This window comes from Isoptericola sediminis (assembly GCF_013085345.1).
In the GTDB taxonomy this organism is placed as follows: domain Bacteria; phylum Actinomycetota; class Actinomycetes; order Actinomycetales; family Cellulomonadaceae; genus Isoptericola; species Isoptericola sediminis.
Genome location: NZ_JABFAJ010000008.1, coordinates 14615 through 33602 on the forward strand (window position 1 = coordinate 14615; position 18988 = coordinate 33602).

The 18988-nt window shown below is 73.3% G+C and carries 19 protein-coding genes; 3 read left to right on the forward strand and 16 right to left on the reverse strand.

Annotated features, from left to right (window positions below; genetic code table 11):
• Positions 1–123 precede the first annotated feature (123 nt).
• Genes HLI28_RS04290 through HLI28_RS04300 form a run of 3 tightly spaced genes read right to left on the reverse strand, consistent with a single transcriptional unit; the run spans position 124 to position 2053 of the window.
• Positions 124–471, reverse strand: a complete 348-nt coding sequence (locus HLI28_RS04290) for a YlxR family protein (protein ID WP_171246281.1) — start codon at positions 469–471, stop codon at positions 124–126.
• A gap of 14 nt (positions 472–485) precedes the next feature.
• Positions 486–1526, reverse strand: coding sequence for a transcription termination factor NusA (gene nusA / locus HLI28_RS04295; RefSeq protein ID WP_171246282.1), 1041 nt, complete (start codon positions 1524–1526; stop codon positions 486–488).
• 2 nt (positions 1527–1528) lie between these two features.
• Positions 1529–2053 carry a ribosome maturation factor RimP gene (locus HLI28_RS04300; RefSeq protein WP_171246283.1) on the reverse strand — a complete coding sequence of 175 codons (525 nt, stop codon included), beginning with the start codon at positions 2051–2053 and terminating at the stop codon, positions 1529–1531.
• 157 nt (positions 2054–2210) lie between these two features.
• On the opposite strand from HLI28_RS04300, the gene HLI28_RS04305 reads away from it, so the two are divergent.
• Positions 2211–3452 (forward strand): DUF4439 domain-containing protein, encoded by a 1242-nt coding sequence (locus HLI28_RS04305; RefSeq protein ID WP_171246284.1) that lies wholly within the window; start codon positions 2211–2213, stop codon positions 3450–3452.
• A 3-nt stretch (positions 3453–3455) separates the two neighbouring features.
• Here HLI28_RS04305 and HLI28_RS04310 read toward each other — a convergent pair whose 3' ends face one another.
• Positions 3456–5282, reverse strand: coding sequence for a proline--tRNA ligase (locus tag HLI28_RS04310; protein WP_171246285.1), 1827 nt, complete (start codon positions 5280–5282; stop codon positions 3456–3458).
• A 49-nt stretch (positions 5283–5331) separates the two neighbouring features.
• On the opposite strand from HLI28_RS04310, the gene HLI28_RS04315 reads away from it, so the two are divergent.
• Positions 5332–6210: an Fpg/Nei family DNA glycosylase gene (locus tag HLI28_RS04315; protein ID WP_171246286.1), complete on the forward strand. Its 879-nt coding sequence runs from the start codon at positions 5332–5334 to the stop codon at positions 6208–6210.
• Positions 6211–6217: 7 nt separating this feature from the next.
• Here the strand turns inward: HLI28_RS04315 and HLI28_RS04320 are convergent, their stop codons facing one another.
• From HLI28_RS04320 to rpsB, 11 genes are all read right to left on the reverse strand, one after another.
• Positions 6218–7141, reverse strand: a complete 924-nt coding sequence (locus HLI28_RS04320) for a GNAT family N-acetyltransferase (protein WP_171246287.1) — start codon at positions 7139–7141, stop codon at positions 6218–6220.
• Positions 7142–7176: 35 nt separating this feature from the next.
• On the reverse strand, positions 7177–8337 hold the full coding sequence (gene ispG, locus HLI28_RS04325) for a flavodoxin-dependent (E)-4-hydroxy-3-methylbut-2-enyl-diphosphate synthase (RefSeq protein WP_304603660.1): 1161 nt from the start codon (positions 8335–8337) through the stop codon (positions 7177–7179).
• A 90-nt stretch (positions 8338–8427) separates the two neighbouring features.
• Positions 8428–9693 carry a site-2 protease family protein gene (locus HLI28_RS04330; protein WP_171246288.1) on the reverse strand — a complete coding sequence of 422 codons (1266 nt, stop codon included), beginning with the start codon at positions 9691–9693 and terminating at the stop codon, positions 8428–8430.
• 62 nt (positions 9694–9755) lie between these two features.
• Entirely contained in the window at positions 9756–10940 is a 1185-nt protein-coding gene (gene dxr / locus HLI28_RS04335) for a 1-deoxy-D-xylulose-5-phosphate reductoisomerase (protein ID WP_171246289.1), read from the reverse strand.
• A gap of 17 nt (positions 10941–10957) precedes the next feature.
• On the reverse strand, positions 10958–11479 hold the full coding sequence (locus tag HLI28_RS04340) for a DivIVA domain-containing protein (RefSeq protein WP_216077363.1): 522 nt from the start codon (positions 11477–11479) through the stop codon (positions 10958–10960).
• 26 nt (positions 11480–11505) lie between these two features.
• Positions 11506–12696, reverse strand: a complete 1191-nt coding sequence (rlmN, locus tag HLI28_RS04345) for a dual-specificity RNA methyltransferase RlmN (RefSeq protein ID WP_484496819.1) — start codon at positions 12694–12696, stop codon at positions 11506–11508.
• A gap of 18 nt (positions 12697–12714) precedes the next feature.
• A complete protein-coding gene (locus HLI28_RS04350; RefSeq protein ID WP_171246291.1) occupies positions 12715–13548 on the reverse strand; it encodes a phosphatidate cytidylyltransferase in 834 nt (277 codons plus the stop codon).
• The gene (frr, locus tag HLI28_RS04355) at positions 13548–14105 is read right to left on the reverse strand and encodes a ribosome recycling factor (protein WP_171246292.1); all 558 of its coding nucleotides are present in this window, start codon (positions 14103–14105) and stop codon (positions 13548–13550) included. The genes HLI28_RS04350 and frr overlap by 1 nt, the downstream gene beginning before the upstream one ends.
• A gap of 43 nt (positions 14106–14148) precedes the next feature.
• A complete protein-coding gene (gene pyrH, locus HLI28_RS04360; RefSeq protein WP_246246398.1) occupies positions 14149–14913 on the reverse strand; it encodes a UMP kinase in 765 nt (254 codons plus the stop codon).
• Between the two features lie 158 nt (positions 14914–15071).
• The gene (tsf, locus tag HLI28_RS04365; protein ID WP_171246293.1) at positions 15072–15911 is read right to left on the reverse strand and encodes a translation elongation factor Ts; all 840 of its coding nucleotides are present in this window, start codon (positions 15909–15911) and stop codon (positions 15072–15074) included.
• 78 nt (positions 15912–15989) lie between these two features.
• On the reverse strand, positions 15990–16937 hold the full coding sequence (gene rpsB, locus HLI28_RS04370; protein ID WP_171246294.1) for a 30S ribosomal protein S2: 948 nt from the start codon (positions 16935–16937) through the stop codon (positions 15990–15992).
• Positions 16938–17398: 461 nt separating this feature from the next.
• On the opposite strand from rpsB, the gene HLI28_RS04375 reads away from it, so the two are divergent.
• Positions 17399–17998: a murein hydrolase activator EnvC family protein gene (locus tag HLI28_RS04375; RefSeq protein ID WP_171246295.1), complete on the forward strand. Its 600-nt coding sequence runs from the start codon at positions 17399–17401 to the stop codon at positions 17996–17998.
• A 16-nt stretch (positions 17999–18014) separates the two neighbouring features.
• Here HLI28_RS04375 and HLI28_RS04380 read toward each other — a convergent pair whose 3' ends face one another.
• Complete coding sequence (locus HLI28_RS04380; protein ID WP_171246296.1) at positions 18015–18959, reverse strand: tyrosine-type recombinase/integrase; 945 nt, start codon at positions 18957–18959, stop codon at positions 18015–18017.
• Positions 18960–18988: the final 29 nt, after the last annotated feature.

Sequence of the window (18988 nt, forward strand, 5' to 3'; positions counted from 1 at the left end):
CGTTCGGGACTCATCGGGTGCCCATCGGCTTCTGACCCGCTTCCTTGTCGACGTACGCGTGTGCGGCCGGACGAGGACGCCCGGTCGCGACGGGGGCGGCACCGACGGTGCCGCCCAGGTTCTTCAACGGTCCTGGTGCTCCAGATATGCCCGGACCGGCTCCAGGTCCACCGGGCCACCCGCACGCAGTGCGCGCGGGACGGCCCGTCGCCGGACGGCACGGTCCAAGCAGGCGAGGTCCTCATGGATCCAGGCTCCACGCCCCGGCAGGCACGCCCGGACGTCGACCGCGACGCGCGGGGCGTCGTCCGACGTCACGAGGACCAGCCGCAAGAGCTGCGACCGCAGGTCGCGCTGCCGGCATCCGACACACGTCCGCACCGGTCCCACCGGTCGTGGCGGGGTGGGGGCGGGGCGTGCCGGAACAGGGCCGCGCGACCCGATCCCCTCCAGTCTAACGCGACTGCTCATCGGCCTCGACCAGCTCAGGCTTCCTCGACCGCGTCCCCGTCGGCCACCGCCCCCGGCGTGCCCTCGTCGGAACGGATGTCGATCCGCCACCCCGTGAGCTTGGCCGCGAGCCGGGCATTCTGCCCTTCCTTGCCGATCGCGAGCGAGAGCTGGTAGTCCGGCACGACGGCGCGGGCGGCCTTCGCCTCCGCGTCGACGACCGTGACAGAGCTCACACGGGCCGGGGACAGGGCGCTCGCCACGAAGCGGGCCGGGTCGTCGCTGTGGTCGACGATGTCGATCTTCTCCCCGTGCAGCTCCGCCATGACGGCGCGCACGCGCGAACCCATCGGGCCGATGCAGGCGCCCTTGGCGTTGAGCCCGGGCACCGTGGACCGCACGGCGACCTTGGAGCGGTGCCCGGCCTCCCGGGCGACGGCGCTGATCTCGACCGACCCGTCGGCGATCTCCGGGACCTCGAGCTCGAACAGCTTGCGGACCAGACCCGGGTGGGTGCGGCTGAGCGTGACCTTGGCGCCCTTCATGCCACGGGCGACCTCCACGACGTAGGCGCGCAGGCGCTCGCCGTGGACGTACTTCTCGCCCGGCACCTGCTCGTGCTGCGGCAGGACGGCCTCGATCTCGCCGACGTCCACGAGCACCGTCCGCGGGTCGTGACCCTGCTGGATCACGCCGGCGAGGATCTCGCCCTCCTTGCCGCGGAACGTGCCCAGGACCTGGTCGTCCTCGGCGTCGCGCAGACGCTGCACGATCACCTGGCGCGCGGTGGCGGTGGCGATCCGGCCGAAGTTCTCGGGCGTGTGGTCGAACTCCGGGCCCAGCTCGACCGTGCCCCGGCCCTCCGGGTCCTCCGGGTCGGGCGTCCGGATCTGCTCGCGGGCCCACACCGTGACGTGCCCCGACGTGCGGTCGAGCTCGACCCGCGCGTGGTGGTAGGCGTCCGGGGTGCGGTGGTAGGCGGACAGCAGCGCCTGCTCGATGGCCTCGACCAGCAGGTCCAGGCTGATCTCCCGCTCGCGCTCCAGCATCCGCAGCGCGCTCATGTCGATGTCCATCGTCAGCTCTCCTCGCCCTGGCGGGACGTCCCCGCCTCGTCGTCCTCGCGCCGGTCCAGCTCCGCCTCGACGCGTCCCCGGCGCACCCGTCCGTACGCGACCCGCTGCTCGCCGTCGAGGACCAGCACCGCGTCGTCGCCGTCACCGTCCACGCCGGTCAGACGGCCCTCGGCGACCTGCCCGTCGTCCAAGGTCAGCCGCACCCGGCGGGTGCGCGCCCGACGGTAGTGCCGCAGCTCGGTCAGCGGGCGGGACACACCCGGGGTGGACACCTCCAGGGTGTACTGGCCGCGGACCACGTCGGCGTCGTCCAGCGCGGCGGAGACCGCCCGGGACGTGTCGGCGAGCGTGTCGGAGTCGAGGCTGCCCACGAGGTGCTCCGGGAGGTCGATCGTCAGCCGGACCACCGACCGGCTGCCGGCCCGGGTCACCCGGACGTCCTCGAGGAACAGACCGGCGTCGTCGACCACCGGGCCGACCACCGCTCGGACACGTCCGTCCGAGGTCCGGTCCTCTCCTGCTGCCATCGTTGCCTCCCGTGGGTGCTCCCGCGCCGGGACGTCCCGCGGCGGTGTGTCGTTGTGCGTCGACCAGCGTAACGAACCCCCCGCCCACCGTGCGCCCGACGACCCGCGTGGACAGGTGGAGGAACGTCACACCGGGACATGGCAAGATCGGGGCACGATGGAACCGCAGCCCCCGCCCGCCCCGACCCGCCGCCGGATGCGGGTCGTGGTCGGCAGCGTGCTCGTGGCGCTGCTGCTCGCCGGCTGCGGGCTGCGGCTGGAGACGCCCCCGCCGGCCGAGCCGGAGCCGGACACGATCGAGATCGTGCGCCGTACCGCCGTCACGGACGCGCTGTTCGTCGCCGAGCAGGCCGACGCCGTGATCGACGAGCTGGGCGACCGCCGTCGCCGGCTCGTCGCCGAGCTCGAACGTGTCGCGGCCGACTCCCGGGAGCAGGCCGAACAGCTGGGCGGCGTGTACGACTCCGGGCTGCAGGAGCCGGCGGACCCGCCGAGCGGGTCCCCGCAGAGCTCGCCGGCCGACACCGTGGGCCCGGACGACGTCGTCGCCGCCCTGGCCGACGCCTCCGGGCGCAACCGGACCGCCGCCGGGACCACGACCGACGGCCCCCTGGCACGGCTGCTGGCCTCCGTCGGCGCGGCCCAGGCCGTCTCGGCGACCCGCGTCGGCGAGTACACCGACAGCGCGCCCCCGCCGGTGGTGCCGCAGCTGCCCGGACCCGCCGAGGTGGACGCCGCGGTGGCCGACGATCCGGCGCCGGCCGAGGACGCCCGGGACGACGCCGGGGCGGACGGTGCCGGCGAGCCCACCGTGACGGCCCCGCCGGACGGCCCCGAGGACGGCGAGGAGGCCGACGAGGCACCGGCCGAGGGGGACCCGGCCCGTACCGGCGTCTCCAGCACCTCGCCGGACTCCGGGGAGCCGGCGGTGGTGCCCGAGGGGCTCACCGCGGCGGACCTGCGGACCCTCGTGGCCTCCGAGCACTCGGCGGGCTACGCCGTCCGGCTGCGTGCCGCGATCCGTCCCGAGGACGAACGTTCCCGGTATGTCGAACGCGCCGACGTGCACACCGATCGGGCCGCTGCCTGGGCGCTCGTGGCCGGGACGGACGGGACCGCGCAGGACCCGCGCCAGGCGGCGTACGCCGTCCCGCGCGGACCGGGCGACCGAGCGCTGGTGCGCTCGGTGGAGAGGAACCTGGCCACGACCTACGCGACGCTCGTCGGCACGACGGCGCCGGACACCCGCACCGTCCTGGTCGACCTGCTCGTCGAGTCAGCGCTCACGCTCGACGCCTGGGGCGCCGAGCCCGTGCCGTTCCCGGGGCTGCCGGAGCAGCGCCCCGAGGAGGCGACGGACGGCGACGGCCCGCAGGAGCCGACCGACCAGGACGGGTGAGGGTCAGGCGAGCAGCTCCTCGACCTGGCGTGTGACCTCGGCGACCGCGTCGTCCACCGCGACCTGCCGGGCGTCCCCGACGCGCGGCCGCACCTCGACCACACCGTCGGCCAGGCCCCGGCCCACCACGACGACGAGCGGGACGCCGAAGAGCTCGGCGTCGGCGAACTTCACGCCGGGCGAGACCTTGGGCCGGTCGTCGTAGATGACCTCGACACCCTCGGCGACCAGTCGCGACGCCAGCTCGTCAGCGGCCTCGAACACCTCGGCGTTCTTGCCGGTGGCGACGACGTGGACGTGTGCCGGGGCGACCTTCGCCGGCCAGGCGAGACCCCGGTCGTCGTGGTTCGCCTCGGCCAGCGCGGCCAGCACGCGGGTCACGCCGATGCCGTAGGAGCCCATGGTCACCACGGCCTGCTTGCCGTTCGGGTCGAGCACCTTCAGGTCGAGGGACTCGGCGTACTTGCGGCCGAGCTGGAAGATGTGACCGATCTCGATGCCGCGGGCGAGCTCGAGGGGCCCCGACCCGTCGGGCGCCGGGTCGCCGGCGCGGACCTCGGCGGCCTCCACGGTGCCGTCGCCGCTGAAGTCACGGCCCGCCACGAGGTCGAACACGTGGCGCCCGGCCTCGTCGGCGCCGGTGATCCACCGGGTCCCGCTGACGACGCGCGGGTCGAGCAGGTAGCGGACCGCGGACCGCACCTCGCCGGACTCGACGTCGGTGACCTGCTTGCCCTGAGGGCCCAGGACGCCCGGGCCGATGTAACCCTTGACGAGCTCGGGGTGCGCGGCGAAGTCGGCCTCCGAGGCCGGCTCGACCTCCGCCGGCGCCATCGCCGCCTCCAGCCGCTTCACGTCCACCTCGCGGTCCCCCGGCACGCCGACCACGACGAGCTCCCGGCGTCCGCCGGGGTGGGTCGCGGCGAGCACCACGTTCTTCAGCGTGTCCGCCGCGGTCCAGGCGCGGTCCGGCCGCGGGTGGTGGGCGTTGGCGAAGGCGACCAGCGTCTCGATCGTCGGGGTGTCCGGGGTGTCCTCGACGTGGGCCGTCGGGGCGTCGTCGAAGGGCACCGGGTCGGGCACCGGCGTCGAGACCGCCTCCACGTTGGCCGCGTAGCCGCCGCCGGAGCGCACGAAGGTGTCCTCCCCGATCGGGGACGGGGAGAGGAACTCCTCGGACCGGGACCCGCCCATCGCCCCGGAGGTCGCCGCGACGATCACGTAGTCGAGCCCGAGCCGGTCGAAGATCCGCCGGTAGGCGCCCCGCTGCTTCTCGTAGGCCGTCGCCAGACCCTCGTCGTCGAGGTCGAAGGAGTAGGCGTCCTTCATGATGAACTCGCGGCCCCGGATGAGACCGGCGCGGGGACGCGCCTCGTCACGGTACTTCGTCTGGATCTGGTAGAGGGCCAGCGGCAGGTCCTTGTACGAGGAGTACAGGTCCTTGACCAGGAGCGTGAACATCTCCTCGTGGGTGGGCGCCAGGAGGTAGTCGGCGTCCTTGCGGTCCTTGAGCCGGAACAGGTTGGGCCCGTACTCGTTCCACCGGCCCGTCGCCTCGTACGGCTCGCGCGGCAGCAGCGCCGGGAAGTGGACCTCCTGCGCACCGATCGCGTCCATCTCCTCGCGCACGACGGCCTCGATCTTCGCGAGCACGCGCAGCCCGAGCGGCAGCCACGAGTACACGCCCGGGGCGGCACGCCGGATGTACCCGGCACGGACCAGCAGCCGGTGGCTGGCGACCTCGGCGTCGGCGGGATCCTCGCGCAGGGTACGCACGAACAGGGAGGACAGGCGCAGCAGGTCACCGCTGCGGTGGGACGCGATCGACATGGGGCACAGCCTAACGGCGCGCACCGGCCGGATCGGCGACACTGGGACCATGCCGGAGCTGCCGGAGGTGGAGGCGCTGGCCCGCTTCCTGGACGGACGGACGCGGGGCCGCACGATCGACGCCGCCGACGTCGGGGCCGTCGCCGCGCTCAAGACCTACGACCCGCCGCTGTCGGCCCTGGTCGGCCGGTCGGTGCACGGCTGGTCACGGCGGGGCAAGTGGCTCGTGCTCGCCACCGACGGCCCGTCGCTGGCGGTGCACCTGGCCCGCGGCGGCTGGGTCCGCTGGCGGGAGCAGGCACCGACCACGCCGGTCCGACCCCGGCTGGGCGGCGGGTCGCGCGGGGCGTCGCTCACGCTCCGCCTCCGGTTCGACGACGGCGCCGGCGCCGACGTGACCGAGGCCGGTACCCGTCGACGCGTCGCCGTGCACGTCGTCGAGGACGCGGAGGCGGTGGAGGCGATCCGCACGCTCGGTGTCGAGCCGCTGTCCGAGGACTTCACGGCGGACGTGCTGGGCGAGCTGCTGCGGGCCCGCAACCAGCAGGTGAAGGGGCTGCTGCGCGACCAGCGCGCGATCGCCGGGATCGGCAACGCCTACTCCGACGAGATCCTGCACACCGCCCAGGTGTCCCCCTTCGCGCTGACGCGGTCGTTCGACGACGACGCCGTCGACGCCCTGCACCGGGCCGTCGTGGACACGCTCACGGCCGCGGTGGCCGCCGCGGAGGGTCGTCCGGCGGCCGAGCTGAAGGACGCCAAGCGCCGCGGCATGCAGGTGCACGGACGGACCGGGCAGACGTGCCCGGTGTGCGGCGACGTGGTGCGCGAGGTCTCGTTCGCCGACCGCTCGCTGCAGTACTGCGCGACCTGCCAGACCGGGGGGCACGTGCTCGCCGACCGGCGCATGTCGCGGCTGCTGCGGTAGCGCGGCCTCAGAACAGGACGGTGGCGAACGTCCCGACCTGGGTGAACCCCACCCGACGGTACGTGGCGAGCGCCGGGGCGTTGAACCCGTTGACGTACAGCGACACCACCGGTGCGACGTGCTGCCGCGTCAGGGCGACGACGGCGGCCATGCCGGACGCGGCGAGTCCCTGCCCGCGCAGCTCCGGGTCGACCCACACGCCCTGGACCTGCGCCACGCCACCCGCCACCGCGCCCAGCTCGGCCTTGAACACCACCCGCGGCGCCCCGGTGGCGTCCGGGTCGATCCGGACGTAGGAGCGTCGTTCGGCGATGAGCGCGCGCACCCGGGCCGCGTAGGCGCTGCCGCCCCCCGCCACCGGGGAGTACCCGACCTCCTCGGTGAACATCCGCACGCAGGCGGGCAGGACCAGGTCGAGCTCGGACAGGTCGGAGACCCGGACCCGGGGGTCGGGGTCGATCTGCGGGTCGTGGTCGAGCACCAGCGACGGCTGGTCGGTTCGCACCTCGCGCGGGGGCGGCCACACCGCGGAGAGCAGCTCCCAGAGCCGCAGGGTGGTCCGCCGCTCCCCCACGATCGAGCTGGAGCGCCGACCCTGCTCCCGCGCGACGGCGGCGAACGCGGCCACCGCGTCGTCGGCGTCGCCGCGGTCCAGCGCCGACGGCACGACGGGCACGAGGTTCGCCCCGGCCCAGCACACGGCGCGCAGGTCACCTGCCGCCGGGTAGCCCCAGACCTGGCCGCCGGCCGCTGCCAGCCCCACGTGCAGGGCGATGTCGAGCCGGGCCGCGGCGAGCACGCCCGTGACAGGTTCCCGCGCGCAGACCCGCCGGGCCTCGACCAGGTCCTCCGCGCCGAGGACCCGCGCCCCGGCGCCACCCCCGTCACCGGGCGCGGGCGACCGGCTGCGCAGCGCCGGTCGCCATCCCATCGCGTGCTCCCCTCGGCCGTCGGCCTCGTGCGTGACTAGCCCACCGTGACCACGGCACCGGCCTGGTCGTCGTTCTCGGGGGCGTCCATCGTCTCGGCGATGCGGTTCGCCTCCTCGATGAGGGTCTCGACGATCTGCGCCTCGGGGACGGTCTTGATGACCTCGCCCTTGACGAAGATCTGCCCCTTGCCGTTCCCGGAGGCGACGCCGAGGTCGGCCTCGCGCGCCTCGCCGGGACCGTTGACGACGCAGCCCATCACCGCCACCCGCAGCGGCACCGCCATGCCCTCCAGCCCGGCGGTCACCTTGTCGGCCAGCTCGTACACGTCCACCTGGGCGCGGCCGCACGACGGGCAGGAGACGATCTCGAGCTTGCGGGGCCGCAGGTTGAGCGACTGCAGGATCTGCGTGCCGACCTTGACCTCCTCGACCGGCGGGGCCGACAGCGACACGCGGATGGTGTCGCCGATCCCCTGGCTGAGCAGGGCGCCGAACGCCGTGGCGGACTTGATCGTGCCCTGGAAGGCGGGGCCGGCCTCGGTGACGCCGAGGTGCAGCGGCCAGTCGCCGCGCTGCGAGAGCAGCTCGTAGGCGCGCACCATGACGACCGGGTCGTTGTGCTTCACGGAGATCTTGAAGTCGTGGAAGTCGTGCTCCTCGAACAGGCTCGCCTCCCAGACCGCGGACTCGACGAGCGCCTCCGGCGTCGGCTTGCCGTACTTCTCCAGCAGCCGCTTGTCCAGGGAGCCGGCGTTGACGCCGATGCGCAGCGACGTGCCGTGGTCCTTCGCCGCCTGGGCGATCTCCTTGACCTGGTCGTCGAACTTCTTGATGTTGCCCGGGTTCACACGCACGGCGGCGCAGCCGGCCTCGATGGCGGCGAACACGTACTTCGGCTGGAAGTGGATGTCCGCGATCACGGGGATCTGCGACTTCTTCGCGATGATCGGCAGCGCCTCGGCGTCGTCCTGCGTCGGGCAGGCGACGCGCACGATGTCGCAGCCGGCGGCCGTCAGCTCCGCGATCTGCTGGAGCGTGCCGTTGATGTCGGTGGTCTTGGTCGTCGTCATCGACTGGACGCTGATCGGGGCGTCGCCACCGACGTAGACGTCACCGACCTTGATCTTGCGGGTCTTCCGCCGCGGGGCGAGCGTGGGCGCGGGGGGTGCGGGCATGCCGAGGTTCACTGCAGTCACCACGCCAGTATCGCGCGGTTTTGCCCGTGCTGTGCACCGCCGACCCGGTCACGCCCTGATGGTCACCGGATCACCACGCCGTGCTCGCGATCAGAACAGCCGGACGGGATCGACCAGATCGGCCACCATGAGCACGGCACCGACACCGATGAGGAGCACGAACACCACGTAGGCCACGGGCATCATGCGGGCGACGTCCGCCGGTCCCGGCAGCGCGTGCCCCCGCACCCGGGCGACCGTGCGCCGGCCGCCCTCGTAGAGCGCGTTCGCCACGTGGCCGCCGTCCAGGGGCAGCAGCGGGATGAGGTTGAACATGAACAGGGCGACGTTCAACGAGGCGAGCAGCATGAGCATCAGCTGGACGCGGGCGAGCACGGAGTAGTCCTCGGCCCCCGCGGTGTCCACGGCCGCGCGCCCCACGCCGACCACGGACATCACCGAGTCCTGCGAGCGCGGCGCGTCGGTGAACGCCTCGTAGGCGGCGTCGTACACCCGCACCGGCAGGCTGACGATCGCCTTGGCGGTCTCCGAGGTCTGCAACCAGATCGCCTCGGGGACCGACGAGACCGGCAGCGCCTGTCGCTCCACGCTCGACGTCACGCCCAGCAGCGCGCCGTCGACCAGCACCGGCTCGCCGTCCTCGTCGAGGACGGGGTAGCCGTCGGCGTCGGTCTGCGGCCGCTCTGCCGGGGTGGGGGTGACGGTCAAGGTGACCTGCGCGCCGTCCCGCTCGACGACCATCGGCACGGGCTCCCCCGCCGCGTCGTTGATCATCCCGACGAGCTGGTTCCAGTCCTCGACGGGCTCGCCGTCGAAGGCGACGACCTCGTCCCCGGACTCGACCCCGGCGGACGCCGCGGCGGTGTCGTCGCCGACCTGCGCGACGGTCGTCGTCGCGGTGGGCATGCCGATCGCCAGGAAGACCACCGCGAGCAGCACCACGGCGATGACGAGGTTCATCACGGGCCCGCCCAGCATCACCACCAGCTTCTTGGGGGTGGAGAGCCGGTAGAACGCGCGGTGCTCCTCGCCGGGGCGGATCTCGGAGACGCTGGCGTCGCGAGCGTCGGCGATCACCTGACCGAAGAACCCTTCGCGCGGGCGGCGGCCCGCCGGCGCGGGGGGCATCATGCCGACGAGGCGCACGTAGCCGCCCAGCGGGATCGCCTTGAGGCCGTACTCGGTCTCGCCCTTGCGGCGCGACCACAGGGTCGGGCCGAACCCGACCATGTACTCGCTGACCCGGACGCCGAACTTCTTGGCGGGCACCATGTGCCCCACCTCGTGCAGGGCGATCGAGACGAGGATGCCGACCACGATGACGACGATGCCGACGACGAGAGGAAGGATGTCCACCCCAGCAGCCTAGGCGACCAACCTGGGAGGTCGCTGTCCGGTCCGGCGGCCCCCGCCGCGCCTCAGCGGCGGGCCAGCAGCTCGTCCGCCCGGGCGCGCGCCCAGGCCTCGGTCTCCTCGACGTCCTGGAGAGTGACGTCCGCCGCTGCCGCGCCCTCGTGCTCGCCGAGCACCCGCTCGACGGTGCCCACGATGTCGAGGAACCCGATCCGCCCGTCGAGGAAGGCGGCGACGCCCTGCTCGTTGGCGGCGTTGTAGACCGCCGGGTGGGTGGCGGAGGCAGCGGCCGCTGCCCGGGCCAGCCCGACGGCCGGGAAGGTGTGCTCGTCCAGCGGCTCGAAGGTCCAGCTCGCCGCCTGCGTCCAGTCGCACGGCGGCGAGACGACGTCGAGGCGTTCGGGCCACGACAGGCCCAGCGCGATGGGCAGGCGCATGTCCGGCGGCGAGGCCTGCGCGATCGTCGAGCCGTCGCGGAACTCGACCATCGAGTGCACCACTGACTGCGGGTGCACGACGACGGTGATGTCGTCGGTGGGCACGTCGAACAGCAGGTGCGCCTCGATGAGCTCGAGGCCCTTGTTCATCAGCGACGCCGAGTTCACCGTGACCACCGGTCCCATCGCCCACGTCGGGTGGGCGAGCGCCTGGTCCGCGGTCACCGTCCGGATCTCGTCACGGGTCCGGCCGCGGAACGGCCCGCCGGAGGCCGTCAGGACGATCCGGCGGACCTCCTCGCGCGCCCCGCCACGCAACGCCTGCGCGATGGCGGAGTGCTCGGAGTCGACCGGCACGATCTGGCCGGGGGCAGCGGCCGCCTTGACGAGTGCGCCGCCGACCACCAAGGACTCCTTGTTCGCCAGCGCCAGGGTCGACCCCGCCGCCAGCGCGGCCAGGGTGGGACGCAGACCGACGGACCCGGTGATGCCGTTGAGGACGACGTCGCTGCCGCGTCCGGCCACCTCGGCGGCGGCCTGCGGACCGGCCAGCACCTCGACCTCGGCCGCGCCGGGCCCCATGGCTCCGCGCAGGGCCTCGCGCAGCGCGTCCGCCCGGCCGGCGTCGGCCACCGCGACGGCACGCACCCCGTACCGGGCCGCCTGGGCGGCCAGGGCGTCCACGTCGGACCCTCCGGCGCTGAGCGCCTCGACGACGAAGCGTCCCGGGTGGGCGTCGACGACGTCGAGGGCCTGCGTGCCGATCGATCCGGTGGAACCGAGCAGGGTCAGGGTGCGTGCGGCGTGGGGCATGGCCCCATCATCCCAGGTCACTCGACCCCGAGGAGCACCTCGATCGCCCGGGCCAGGAACTTGTCCACGGGCCCTTCGGCGTAGGCGTCCTTGCCCTTGGCGCGGCTGAACGTGGCCGACCGCAGCTCGGCCGCCGTCAGCGGCTCCTGGCGGTCGAAGTACCCCACGAGCCGGTCGCACAGCGCGTCGACGTCGTCCATGTCGTAGCCCTGCTGGCCGCGCTCGGCCGGGGCGAACTTCTGACCGTCGGGCCGACCGAGGCGGCCGTACAGCGTGCGGGCCCGCTCGGCCAGCGCGGCCATCCAGGCCTCCTGCCCGTGGCCGTTGACGAAGTCGGCCCGCTGCCGGGCGATGAAGGCGCCCTCCAGGCGGTCCAGCGCCGCGTCGACCTCATGGGTGTTGTAGCCACCGCGCACCAGGTCGAAGGTGGACGCCGCGACGTCCGCGTTCGTCATCGGCTCGGGGGTCTGCCCCTCGTACGCCTGACGGGCGTGGTCGAAGAACTCGTCGACCTCGTCCGGGTCGTAACCCTGTCGCATCTTCGACACGGTGGAAAAGAGCGTGCTCACTCGTCGTCGTCCTCCTCGGCGGCCAGCTGCCCGCAGGCGCCGTCGATGTCGCTCCCGCGGGTGTCACGGATCGTGGTCGGGATTCCGTGCCCGCGCAATCGTGCCACGAACTCGTCCTCCACGGAACGGTCGGACGCCGTCCAGATCGAGCCGGGGGTCGGATTGAGCGGGATCGGGTTGACGTGCACCCAGCCCCTGCCGCGAGCGTTGAGCTTCTCCGCGAGCAGGTCGGCACGCCAGCCGTGGTCGTTCATGTCCTTGATGAGCGCGTACTCGATGGACACGCGCCGGCCGGTCACCTCGTAGTAGTGCCGCGCAGCGTCGATCGCCTCGTCGACGCTCCAGCGCGTGTTGATCGGCACCAGCTCGCTGCGCAGGTCGTCGTCCGGCGCGTGCAGCGACAGGGCGAGCGTCACGGGGATGCCGAGGTCGGCGAGCTTGCGCATCGCGGGCACCAGACCGACGGTCGACACGGTGATGTTGCGCGCCGACATGCCGAACCCCTCGGGGGCGGGCGCCACCAGGGCCTTGACCGTCTCGATGACGGCGCGCGGGTTCGCCAGCGGCTCCCCCATCCCCATGAACACGAGGTTGTTCAGGCGGGCGGGGCCGCCCGGGATCTCCCCGCGGTCCAGCGCACGGAAGGCGTCCCGGACCTGCTCGAGGATCTCGGCCGTCGACAGGTTGCGGGTCAGCCCGAGCTGACCCGTGGCGCAGAACGGGCACGCCATGCCGCACCCCGCCTGCGAGGACACGCACAGCGTGGTCCGGTGCGGATAGCGCATCAGCACCGACTCGACCTTGGCGTCGTCGAACAGGTGCCACAACGTCTTGACGGTGGTGCCGCCGTCGGCCTCCATCCGCCGGGTGGGGCGGATCAGCGGCGGGAACATCGTCTCCGCCAGCTGGTCCCGGGTGGCCTTGGGCAGGTCGGTCATCTCCGACGGGTCGGAGGTGAAGTGCGTGAAGTAGTGCGCGGCGAGCTGCTTGGCGCGGAACGGCTTCTCGCCCATCTCGGCGACCGAGGCGACGCGCTCGGCGGGGGTGAGGTCCGCGAAGTGCTTCGGCGGCTTGCCGCGACGGCGGGGCGCCATCTGCAGCGGCATCGGCGCGGTCTCGTCGGAGGGCCGCACCGCGGGGATGCCGAGGTCGGCGCCGGCCCCGGTGGGGGCGTTCGGTGGTGCCATGAGTAGTTCCTTCGCAGCTCAGACCGTGGCGGCCATGACCAGGTAGACGAACGGGGCGGTGACGACCAGGGAGTCCAGGCGGTCGAGGACGCCGCCGTGGCCGGGCAGCAGCGACCCCATGTCCTTCAGGTCGAGATCACGCTTGATCAGGGACTCCGCCAGGTCGCCGGCCGTCGCGGTGACCGCGGTGAGGACGCCGAGGCCGATGCCGAGCCACCACGGGGCGTCCAGCACGAACAGCGCTCCGACGATCCCCACCGTGGTGGTCAGGGCCACCGAGCCGGCCAGCCCCTCCCAGCTCTTCTTGGGACTGACCGAGGGTGCCATGGGATGGCGCCCGAAGAACACCCCGGAGGCGTAGCCGCCGACGTCGTTCGCGACGGCCAGCAGGACGAAGAGCGCCACCCGCAGCTCGCCGTCCGGCTGGTCCAGGATGAGCATCACGAAGCCCGCCATGAACGGCAGGTACGTCGCGGCGAACACGCCGGCGGCCGCGTCCCGCAGCGCTCGTGGGCCGGAGCCGTCCAGCACCCGCCAGACCACGACGGCGCCGACGGTGAGCATGAACGCCACCAGCAGCGCCTCGGGCCCGGCGGCGTACGCCGACACGGCCATACCGGCCCCGCCCACGAGCAGCGGGGTCAGCGGGATCTGGATCGCACGCCGGGCGAAGGCGACGCGCAGCTCCCACAGGGCTGCGCTCTGGGCCAGGACCGCGAACGCCACGAAGGGCTCGGGCCGGAACCAGAGCGAGGCGGCGAGCAGCAGGAGCAGCCCGAGCCCGACCGCGACGGCGGCGGGGAGGTTGCGTCCGGCTCGGGACGGCCGGCGCTGCGCGTCGACGGGGGACATCAGACCTCGAGCAGCTCGCTCTCCTTGTGGGCGAGCAGCTGGTCCACGAGGTCGACGTGCTTCTTGGTCAGCGCCTCGAGCTCCTTCTCCGCGCGGGCGCCCTCGTCCTCACCGACCTCGCCGTCCTTGACCGCCTTGTCGATCTGCTCCTTGGCCTTGCGGCGCACGCCACGCACGGAGATGCGCGCGTCCTCGGCCTTGGTCTTGGCGAGCTTGACGTAGTCGCGGCGACGCTCCTCGGTCAGCGTCGGCATGATGACGCGGATCGTGTTGCCGTCGTTGGACGGGTTCACACCGAGGTCGGACTCGCGCAGCGTCTTCTCGATCGCCGACATCGAGCTCTTGTCGAACGGGGAGATGAGGACGGTCCGCCCGTCGGGGATGTTGAAGGACGCCAGCTGCTGCAGGGGCGTCGGCGCGCCGTAGTAGTCCACCTCGAGCGAGGAGAACATGCCGGCGTTCGCGCGACCGGTGCGGATCGCACCGAACTGCTCCTTGGCGAACTCGATCGCCGTGTCCATCTTCTCCTCGGCCTCGAGGAGGGTGTCGTCGATCACCCGGGTGCTCCTTGCTCGTGATGGTTAGGGGGTCGGTGCACGCTCAGCGGGTGGTGACGGAGGTCCCGATCTTCTCGCCGAGCAGTGCACGGGTCACGTTACCGGTCTCCTCCAGGCCGAAGACACGCATGTGCACGTCGTTGTCGCGGCACATCGACAGGGCCGTGGCGTCCATCACGTTCAGTCCGCGCACGAGGGCGTCCGTGTAGGTGAGGTGCTCGAGCCGCTCGGCCGACGCGTCGGTGCGGGGGTCGGCGGTGTAGACACCGTCGACGCCGTTCTTGCCCATGAGGACCTCGTCGCAGTGCGTCTCCAGGGCGCGCTGCACCGAGACCGTGTCGGTGGAGAAGTACGGCATGCCGGCGCCGGCGCCGAAGATGACCACGCGGCCCTTCTCCAGGTGGCGCATGGCACGCAGCGGGATGTACGGCTCGGCGACCTGGCCCATCGTGATCGCCGTCTGGACCCGCGTCTTGACGCCGTCCTGCTCGAGGAAGTCCTGCAGCGCCAGACAGTTCATCACCGTGCCCAGCATGCCCATGTAGTCCGCGCGGGCCCGGTCCAGACCGGCACGGGACAGCTCGGCGCCGCGGAAGAAGTTCCCGCCGCCGACGACGATGGCGACCTGCACGCCCTGGCGCACGGCCTCACCGATCTCCTGGGCGACCCGGCGCACGACGTCGCTGGCCAGACCGACGGCGCCGCCGCCGAACGTCTCACCGGACAGCTTGAGCAGCACCCGCCGGGTGTCGGCGTCCTTCGGCGGGACGTGCCCGGTCACGATCTGGTCCTGGTCGAAGTGCGTCATGCCACCGTCCGTCTCGTCGTCGTCCGGGTCGCCCCGTACGGGTCCCTCTCCTGGCGCATCCTGGCATCGGATGCCGTCGTCCGCCCGGGGAGGTACCGGGAGCGGACGCACGACGGCCCGGCCGCATCCGTCGCCGGTGCGGCCGGGCCGTGGTCACATCAGTTGCCGACGCGGAAGCGCACGAAGCCGAGCAGCTGGCCGCCCGCCGCCTCGACGTGCTTGCCGACGGTCGTCTTGGTGTCCTTCGCCAGCGGCTGGTCCACCAGCACGGCCTCCTTGAAGAAGCCGTTGAGGCGACCCTCGACGATCTTCGGCAGCGCGGCCTCGGGCTTGCCCTCGGCGATCGACCGCTCGCGGGCGATCTCGCGCTCCTTCTCGACGATGTCGGCGGGGACGTCGTCGCGGGTCAGGTACTGCGGGGCCAGCGCGGCGATGTGCTGGGCCACGTCCTTGGCGACCTCCTCGCCCGCGGCGTCCGTCACGACCAGGACGCCGATCGACGGCGGCAGGTCCTTGGCGGTCTTGTGCAGGTAGGCGGTGACCTTCGGGCCCTCGACGCGCGCGACGCGGCGCAGCACGACCTTCTCACCCATGGTGGCGCCCTGGGCGGCGATCGTGTCGGCGACCGTGCTGTCACCGGCCGGGGCGGCCAGGGCCGACTCGGCGTCGGTGGCACCCGCGGCCGCGGCGGCCTGCAGCACCGTGTCGGCCAGCGCGACGAAGTTCTCGTTCTTGACGACGAAGTCCGTCTCCGCGTTCAGCTCGACCATCGTGGCGACCTGGCCGTCGGCAGCGTCGGTGATCGTCGCCGCGACGAGACCCTCGGAGGCGGTGTTGCCCTCGCGCTTGGCCGCCTTGGCCAGGCCCTTCTTGCGGATGATCTCGATGGCCTGGTCCGTGTTGCCGTCGGCCGCGTCGAGCGCCTTCTTGACGTCGAGCATGCCGGCGCCGGTGCGCTCACGCAGGGCCTTGATGTCAGCGGCGGTGTAGTTCGCCATGGGGGATGTCCTCCGTGCTGGTGTGCGGTGGGCGGTGAGGCGGCGGGCCGGTCGTCGTGACGACCGGCCCGCCGCGGCTCACTCGGACTTCTCGGTCTTGGCCTCGGCCTCGGGCTCGGCCACGGCGACGGCCTCGGCGGCCGGAGCGGCGTCGGCACCCGGGGCGACGGCGTCCCCGGAGCCCGTGGCACCCTCGATCGCGGCGGCGCCCTCGGCCGGCGCGACCGGCTGCGCGGCGTCGGCGGCCTGGTCGCCCTCGGCGCCGGCGAGGAGCTCGCGCTCCCACTCGGCCAGCGGCTCGGACTCCTCGGGGGCCGACTCGCCCTTCTTGCCGGAGGCGCGCTGCATGAGGCCCTCGGCGACGGCGTCCGCGATCACGCGGGTGAGCAGCGTGACGGAGCGGATGGCGTCGTCGTTGCCCGGGATGGCGTAGTCGACCAGGTCGGGGTCGCAGTTCGTGTCGAGGATCGCCACGACGGGGATGCCCAGCTTGCGGGCCTCGTCGACGGCGAGGTGCTCCTTGTTGGTGTCCACGATCCACACGGCCGACGGCGTCTTGGCCATGTCGCGGATACCGCCCAGCGTGCGCGAGAGCTTGTCCTTCTCGCGGCGCAGGACCAGGAGCTCCTTCTTCGTCAGGCCGGAACCGGCGACGTCGTCGAAGTCGATCTCCTCGAGCTCCTTGAGGCGCTGGAGACGCTTGTGCACGGTGGTGAAGTTCGTCAGCATGCCACCGAGCCAGCGGTGGTTGACGTACGGCATCCCCACACGCGAGGACTGCTCGGCGATGGCCTCCTGGGCCTGCTTCTTGGTGCCGACGAACAGGATCGTGCCGCCGTGGGCGACCGTCTCCTTGACGAACTCGTAGGAGCGGTCGATGTACGACAGCGACTGCTGCAGGTCGACGATGTAGATGCCGTTGCGCTCGGTGAAGATGAAGCGCTTCATCTTCGGGTTCCAACGGCGGGTCTGGTGCCCGAAGTGGACACCGCTCTCGAGGAGCTGACGCATGGTCACGACGGCCATGGCTGGTCCTTTCGCCGTGCGGCCCGGGATCCACCCGGTGCCGCACGCATCGGGCGACCGCCGACGTCGTCGACGGTCGCAGGTGCTTCGGTTGTCGGTGGTGGGCATCGGGCCCGGCCACCCCTGGCGCCACGCCGCCCCGGCACCGCACCCGTGGGATGCGGACCGCTGCCGTGGTGGCGGTGCCCGACGATCCCTGGGGGACCGTGCCGGGCACCACGTGACGCGCGATGTCGACCCTCCGCGCCGGACCGCGTCTCGCGCACGCGTCGACGACGCGAGGAACGAGGCGGGAGCGGACACGACTGGTCGCAGCCAGCAGTCTACCCGACACGACCGCGACCGACGGACGGTCGCCGGGGTGTTCTCGCGCACGTCGGCGGCCACGCCCCGTCCGCCTCGTCCACAGTCTCCGGGAGGCGGCGGAGCATCGGCGCGCCCCGCCACGGCACGGTGTCGTCATGGCTCCGCACCGCCCCCCGGCCCGCCGCGCACGAGGACGCACCACGGTGTCGCGCGCGGCGGTGGTGGTCCTGCTGTCGGCGCTCGTCCTCGGGGTCGTACCGGCCGGCCCCGCCCCCACGCCGTCGGCCGCCGTGTCGCGCGCCGGCGCGGCTCTCTCCCCCGGGCTCGTCTCCTCACCCCTGCCCGCCGGGCCGTGGGAGCTGCCACACCCGGGTCCGGTGCTGGCGCAGGCCGACCTGCCGGCCGAGCCGTGGCGACCCGGTCACCGGGGCGTCGACCTGGCGGCCGACCCCGGCGATCTGGTCCGGGCGCCCGCGACGGGCCGGGTCGTCTTCGCCGGCCGGGTCGGCGACAAACCCGTGGTCGTGGTCCGTCACGGGGAGCTGCGGTCGACGTTCGAACCCGCGACCGCGCTCGGCGCGGTGGGCGACCACGTCGACCGCGGCTCCCCCGTCGCCGTCGTCGCCGCGGACGCCCGGTCGCACTGCGGCCGGCAGGGTTGCCTGCACTGGGGCGTCCGGCGCGGTGACCGCTACCTCGACCCGCTGCTCCTCGTCGGCCTCGCGGCACCCGTGGTGCTGCTGCCACGAGGGTGAGCGGCTCGCCGGCCCCTCACGCCCGGGGGAACGCCTGCTCGAAGACCCGGCGCAGCCGTTCGGCGTCCACGTGCGTGTAGCGCTGCGTCGTGCCCAGGTCGGCGTGGCCCAGCACCTCCTGCACCGAGCGCAGGTCGGACCCGCCGGCCAGCAGGTGCGTCGCGGCCGAGTGCCGCAGGGCGTGCGGCGCGACGTCGTCGACCTCGGCCCGGTCCGCCAGCCGGTGCACGGCGTCGCGGGCCTGGCGCTGTCCCCAGCGACCACCGCGGTCGCCGAGGAAGAGCGCCGTCGGGGAGTCCGCCCGGACGAGCTCCGGCCGTCCCTCGGCGAGCCAAGCCCGCAGCGCCCGCGCCGCGGGGACACCGAAGGGGACGACACGCTCCTTTCCCCCCTTGCCGAGCACCCGGACGATCCGTTCGGCGACGTCCACGTCCGTGGTGTCGACCGCCGTGAGCTCGCCCACGCGAACGCCGGACCCGTAGAGGAGCTCGGCCGCCGCCCACGCCCGCAACGCAGCCGGCCGGTCCTCGGGCTCGGCCGCCTCCGCGTCCGATCGCGCGGTGTCGAGCAACCGGGCGGCGGCCTGCGTCGACAGCACGGTCGGCAGCGTCCGCGGGACGCGCGGGTTGGCCAGCCGCGCCGACGGGTCGTGGGCGAGGAGTCCCTCGTGGTGCGCCCAGCGCAGGAAGGCCCGCGCCGCCGCCCCCCGGCGGGCCAGGGTCGCCCGGGCCAGGCCCCGGTCCGCCTGGGCACCCAGCCAACCGCGCAGCATCGTCAGGTCGACCCCGTCCAGGTCGGCCGCACCGTGCCGGACGGCGTACCGGAGCAGCGCGGTGACGTCGGCGCGGTAGGCGCGACGGGTGTGCGCCGAGTGTCCCTGCCGCGTGGCCAGGTGCCGCGAGAAGTCGTCCACCGCGCCGGCGAGCGCGGTGGGCAGCGGCGGGACGTCCGGGTCGGTCATCGGGGTCAGTCTGCCCCGCGACGGCACGG

What these genes read in the sequence shown, in the direction of transcription:
- HLI28_RS04290 (WP_171246281.1), bottom strand. Translation starts at nt 471, where the DNA reads ATGAGCAGTCGCGTTAGACTGGAGGGGATCGGGTCGCGCGGCCCTGTT.
- HLI28_RS04320 (WP_171246287.1), bottom strand. Translation starts at nt 7,141, where the DNA reads ATGGGATGGCGACCGGCGCTGCGCAGCCGGTCGCCCGCGCCCGGTGAC.
- dxr (WP_171246289.1), bottom strand. Translation starts at nt 10,940, where the DNA reads ATGCCCCACGCCGCACGCACCCTGACCCTGCTCGGTTCCACCGGATCG.
- HLI28_RS04310 (WP_171246285.1), bottom strand. Translation starts at nt 5,282, where the DNA reads ATGTCGATCGCGTCCCACCGCAGCGGTGACCTGCTGCGCCTGTCCTCC.
- rpsB (WP_171246294.1), bottom strand. Translation starts at nt 16,937, where the DNA reads ATGGCCGTCGTGACCATGCGTCAGCTCCTCGAGAGCGGTGTCCACTTC.
- tsf (WP_171246293.1), bottom strand. Translation starts at nt 15,911, where the DNA reads ATGGCGAACTACACCGCCGCTGACATCAAGGCCCTGCGTGAGCGCACC.
- rlmN (WP_484496819.1), bottom strand. Translation starts at nt 12,696, where the DNA reads ATGGCACCACCGAACGCCCCCACCGGGGCCGGCGCCGACCTCGGCATC.
- HLI28_RS04350 (WP_171246291.1), bottom strand. Translation starts at nt 13,548, where the DNA reads ATGTCCCCCGTCGACGCGCAGCGCCGGCCGTCCCGAGCCGGACGCAAC.
- nusA (WP_171246282.1), bottom strand. Translation starts at nt 1,526, where the DNA reads ATGGACATCGACATGAGCGCGCTGCGGATGCTGGAGCGCGAGCGGGAG.
- HLI28_RS04305 (WP_171246284.1), top strand. Translation starts at nt 2,211, where the DNA reads ATGGAACCGCAGCCCCCGCCCGCCCCGACCCGCCGCCGGATGCGGGTC.
- HLI28_RS04340 (WP_216077363.1), bottom strand. Translation starts at nt 11,479, where the DNA reads ATGCGACAGGGTTACGACCCGGACGAGGTCGACGAGTTCTTCGACCAC.
- HLI28_RS04380 (WP_171246296.1), bottom strand. Translation starts at nt 18,959, where the DNA reads ATGACCGACCCGGACGTCCCGCCGCTGCCCACCGCGCTCGCCGGCGCG.
- HLI28_RS04315 (WP_171246286.1), top strand. Translation starts at nt 5,332, where the DNA reads ATGCCGGAGCTGCCGGAGGTGGAGGCGCTGGCCCGCTTCCTGGACGGA.
- HLI28_RS04375 (WP_171246295.1), top strand. Translation starts at nt 17,399, where the DNA reads ATGGCTCCGCACCGCCCCCCGGCCCGCCGCGCACGAGGACGCACCACG.
- HLI28_RS04300 (WP_171246283.1), bottom strand. Translation starts at nt 2,053, where the DNA reads ATGGCAGCAGGAGAGGACCGGACCTCGGACGGACGTGTCCGAGCGGTG.
- pyrH (WP_246246398.1), bottom strand. Translation starts at nt 14,913, where the DNA reads ATGACGCACTTCGACCAGGACCAGATCGTGACCGGGCACGTCCCGCCG.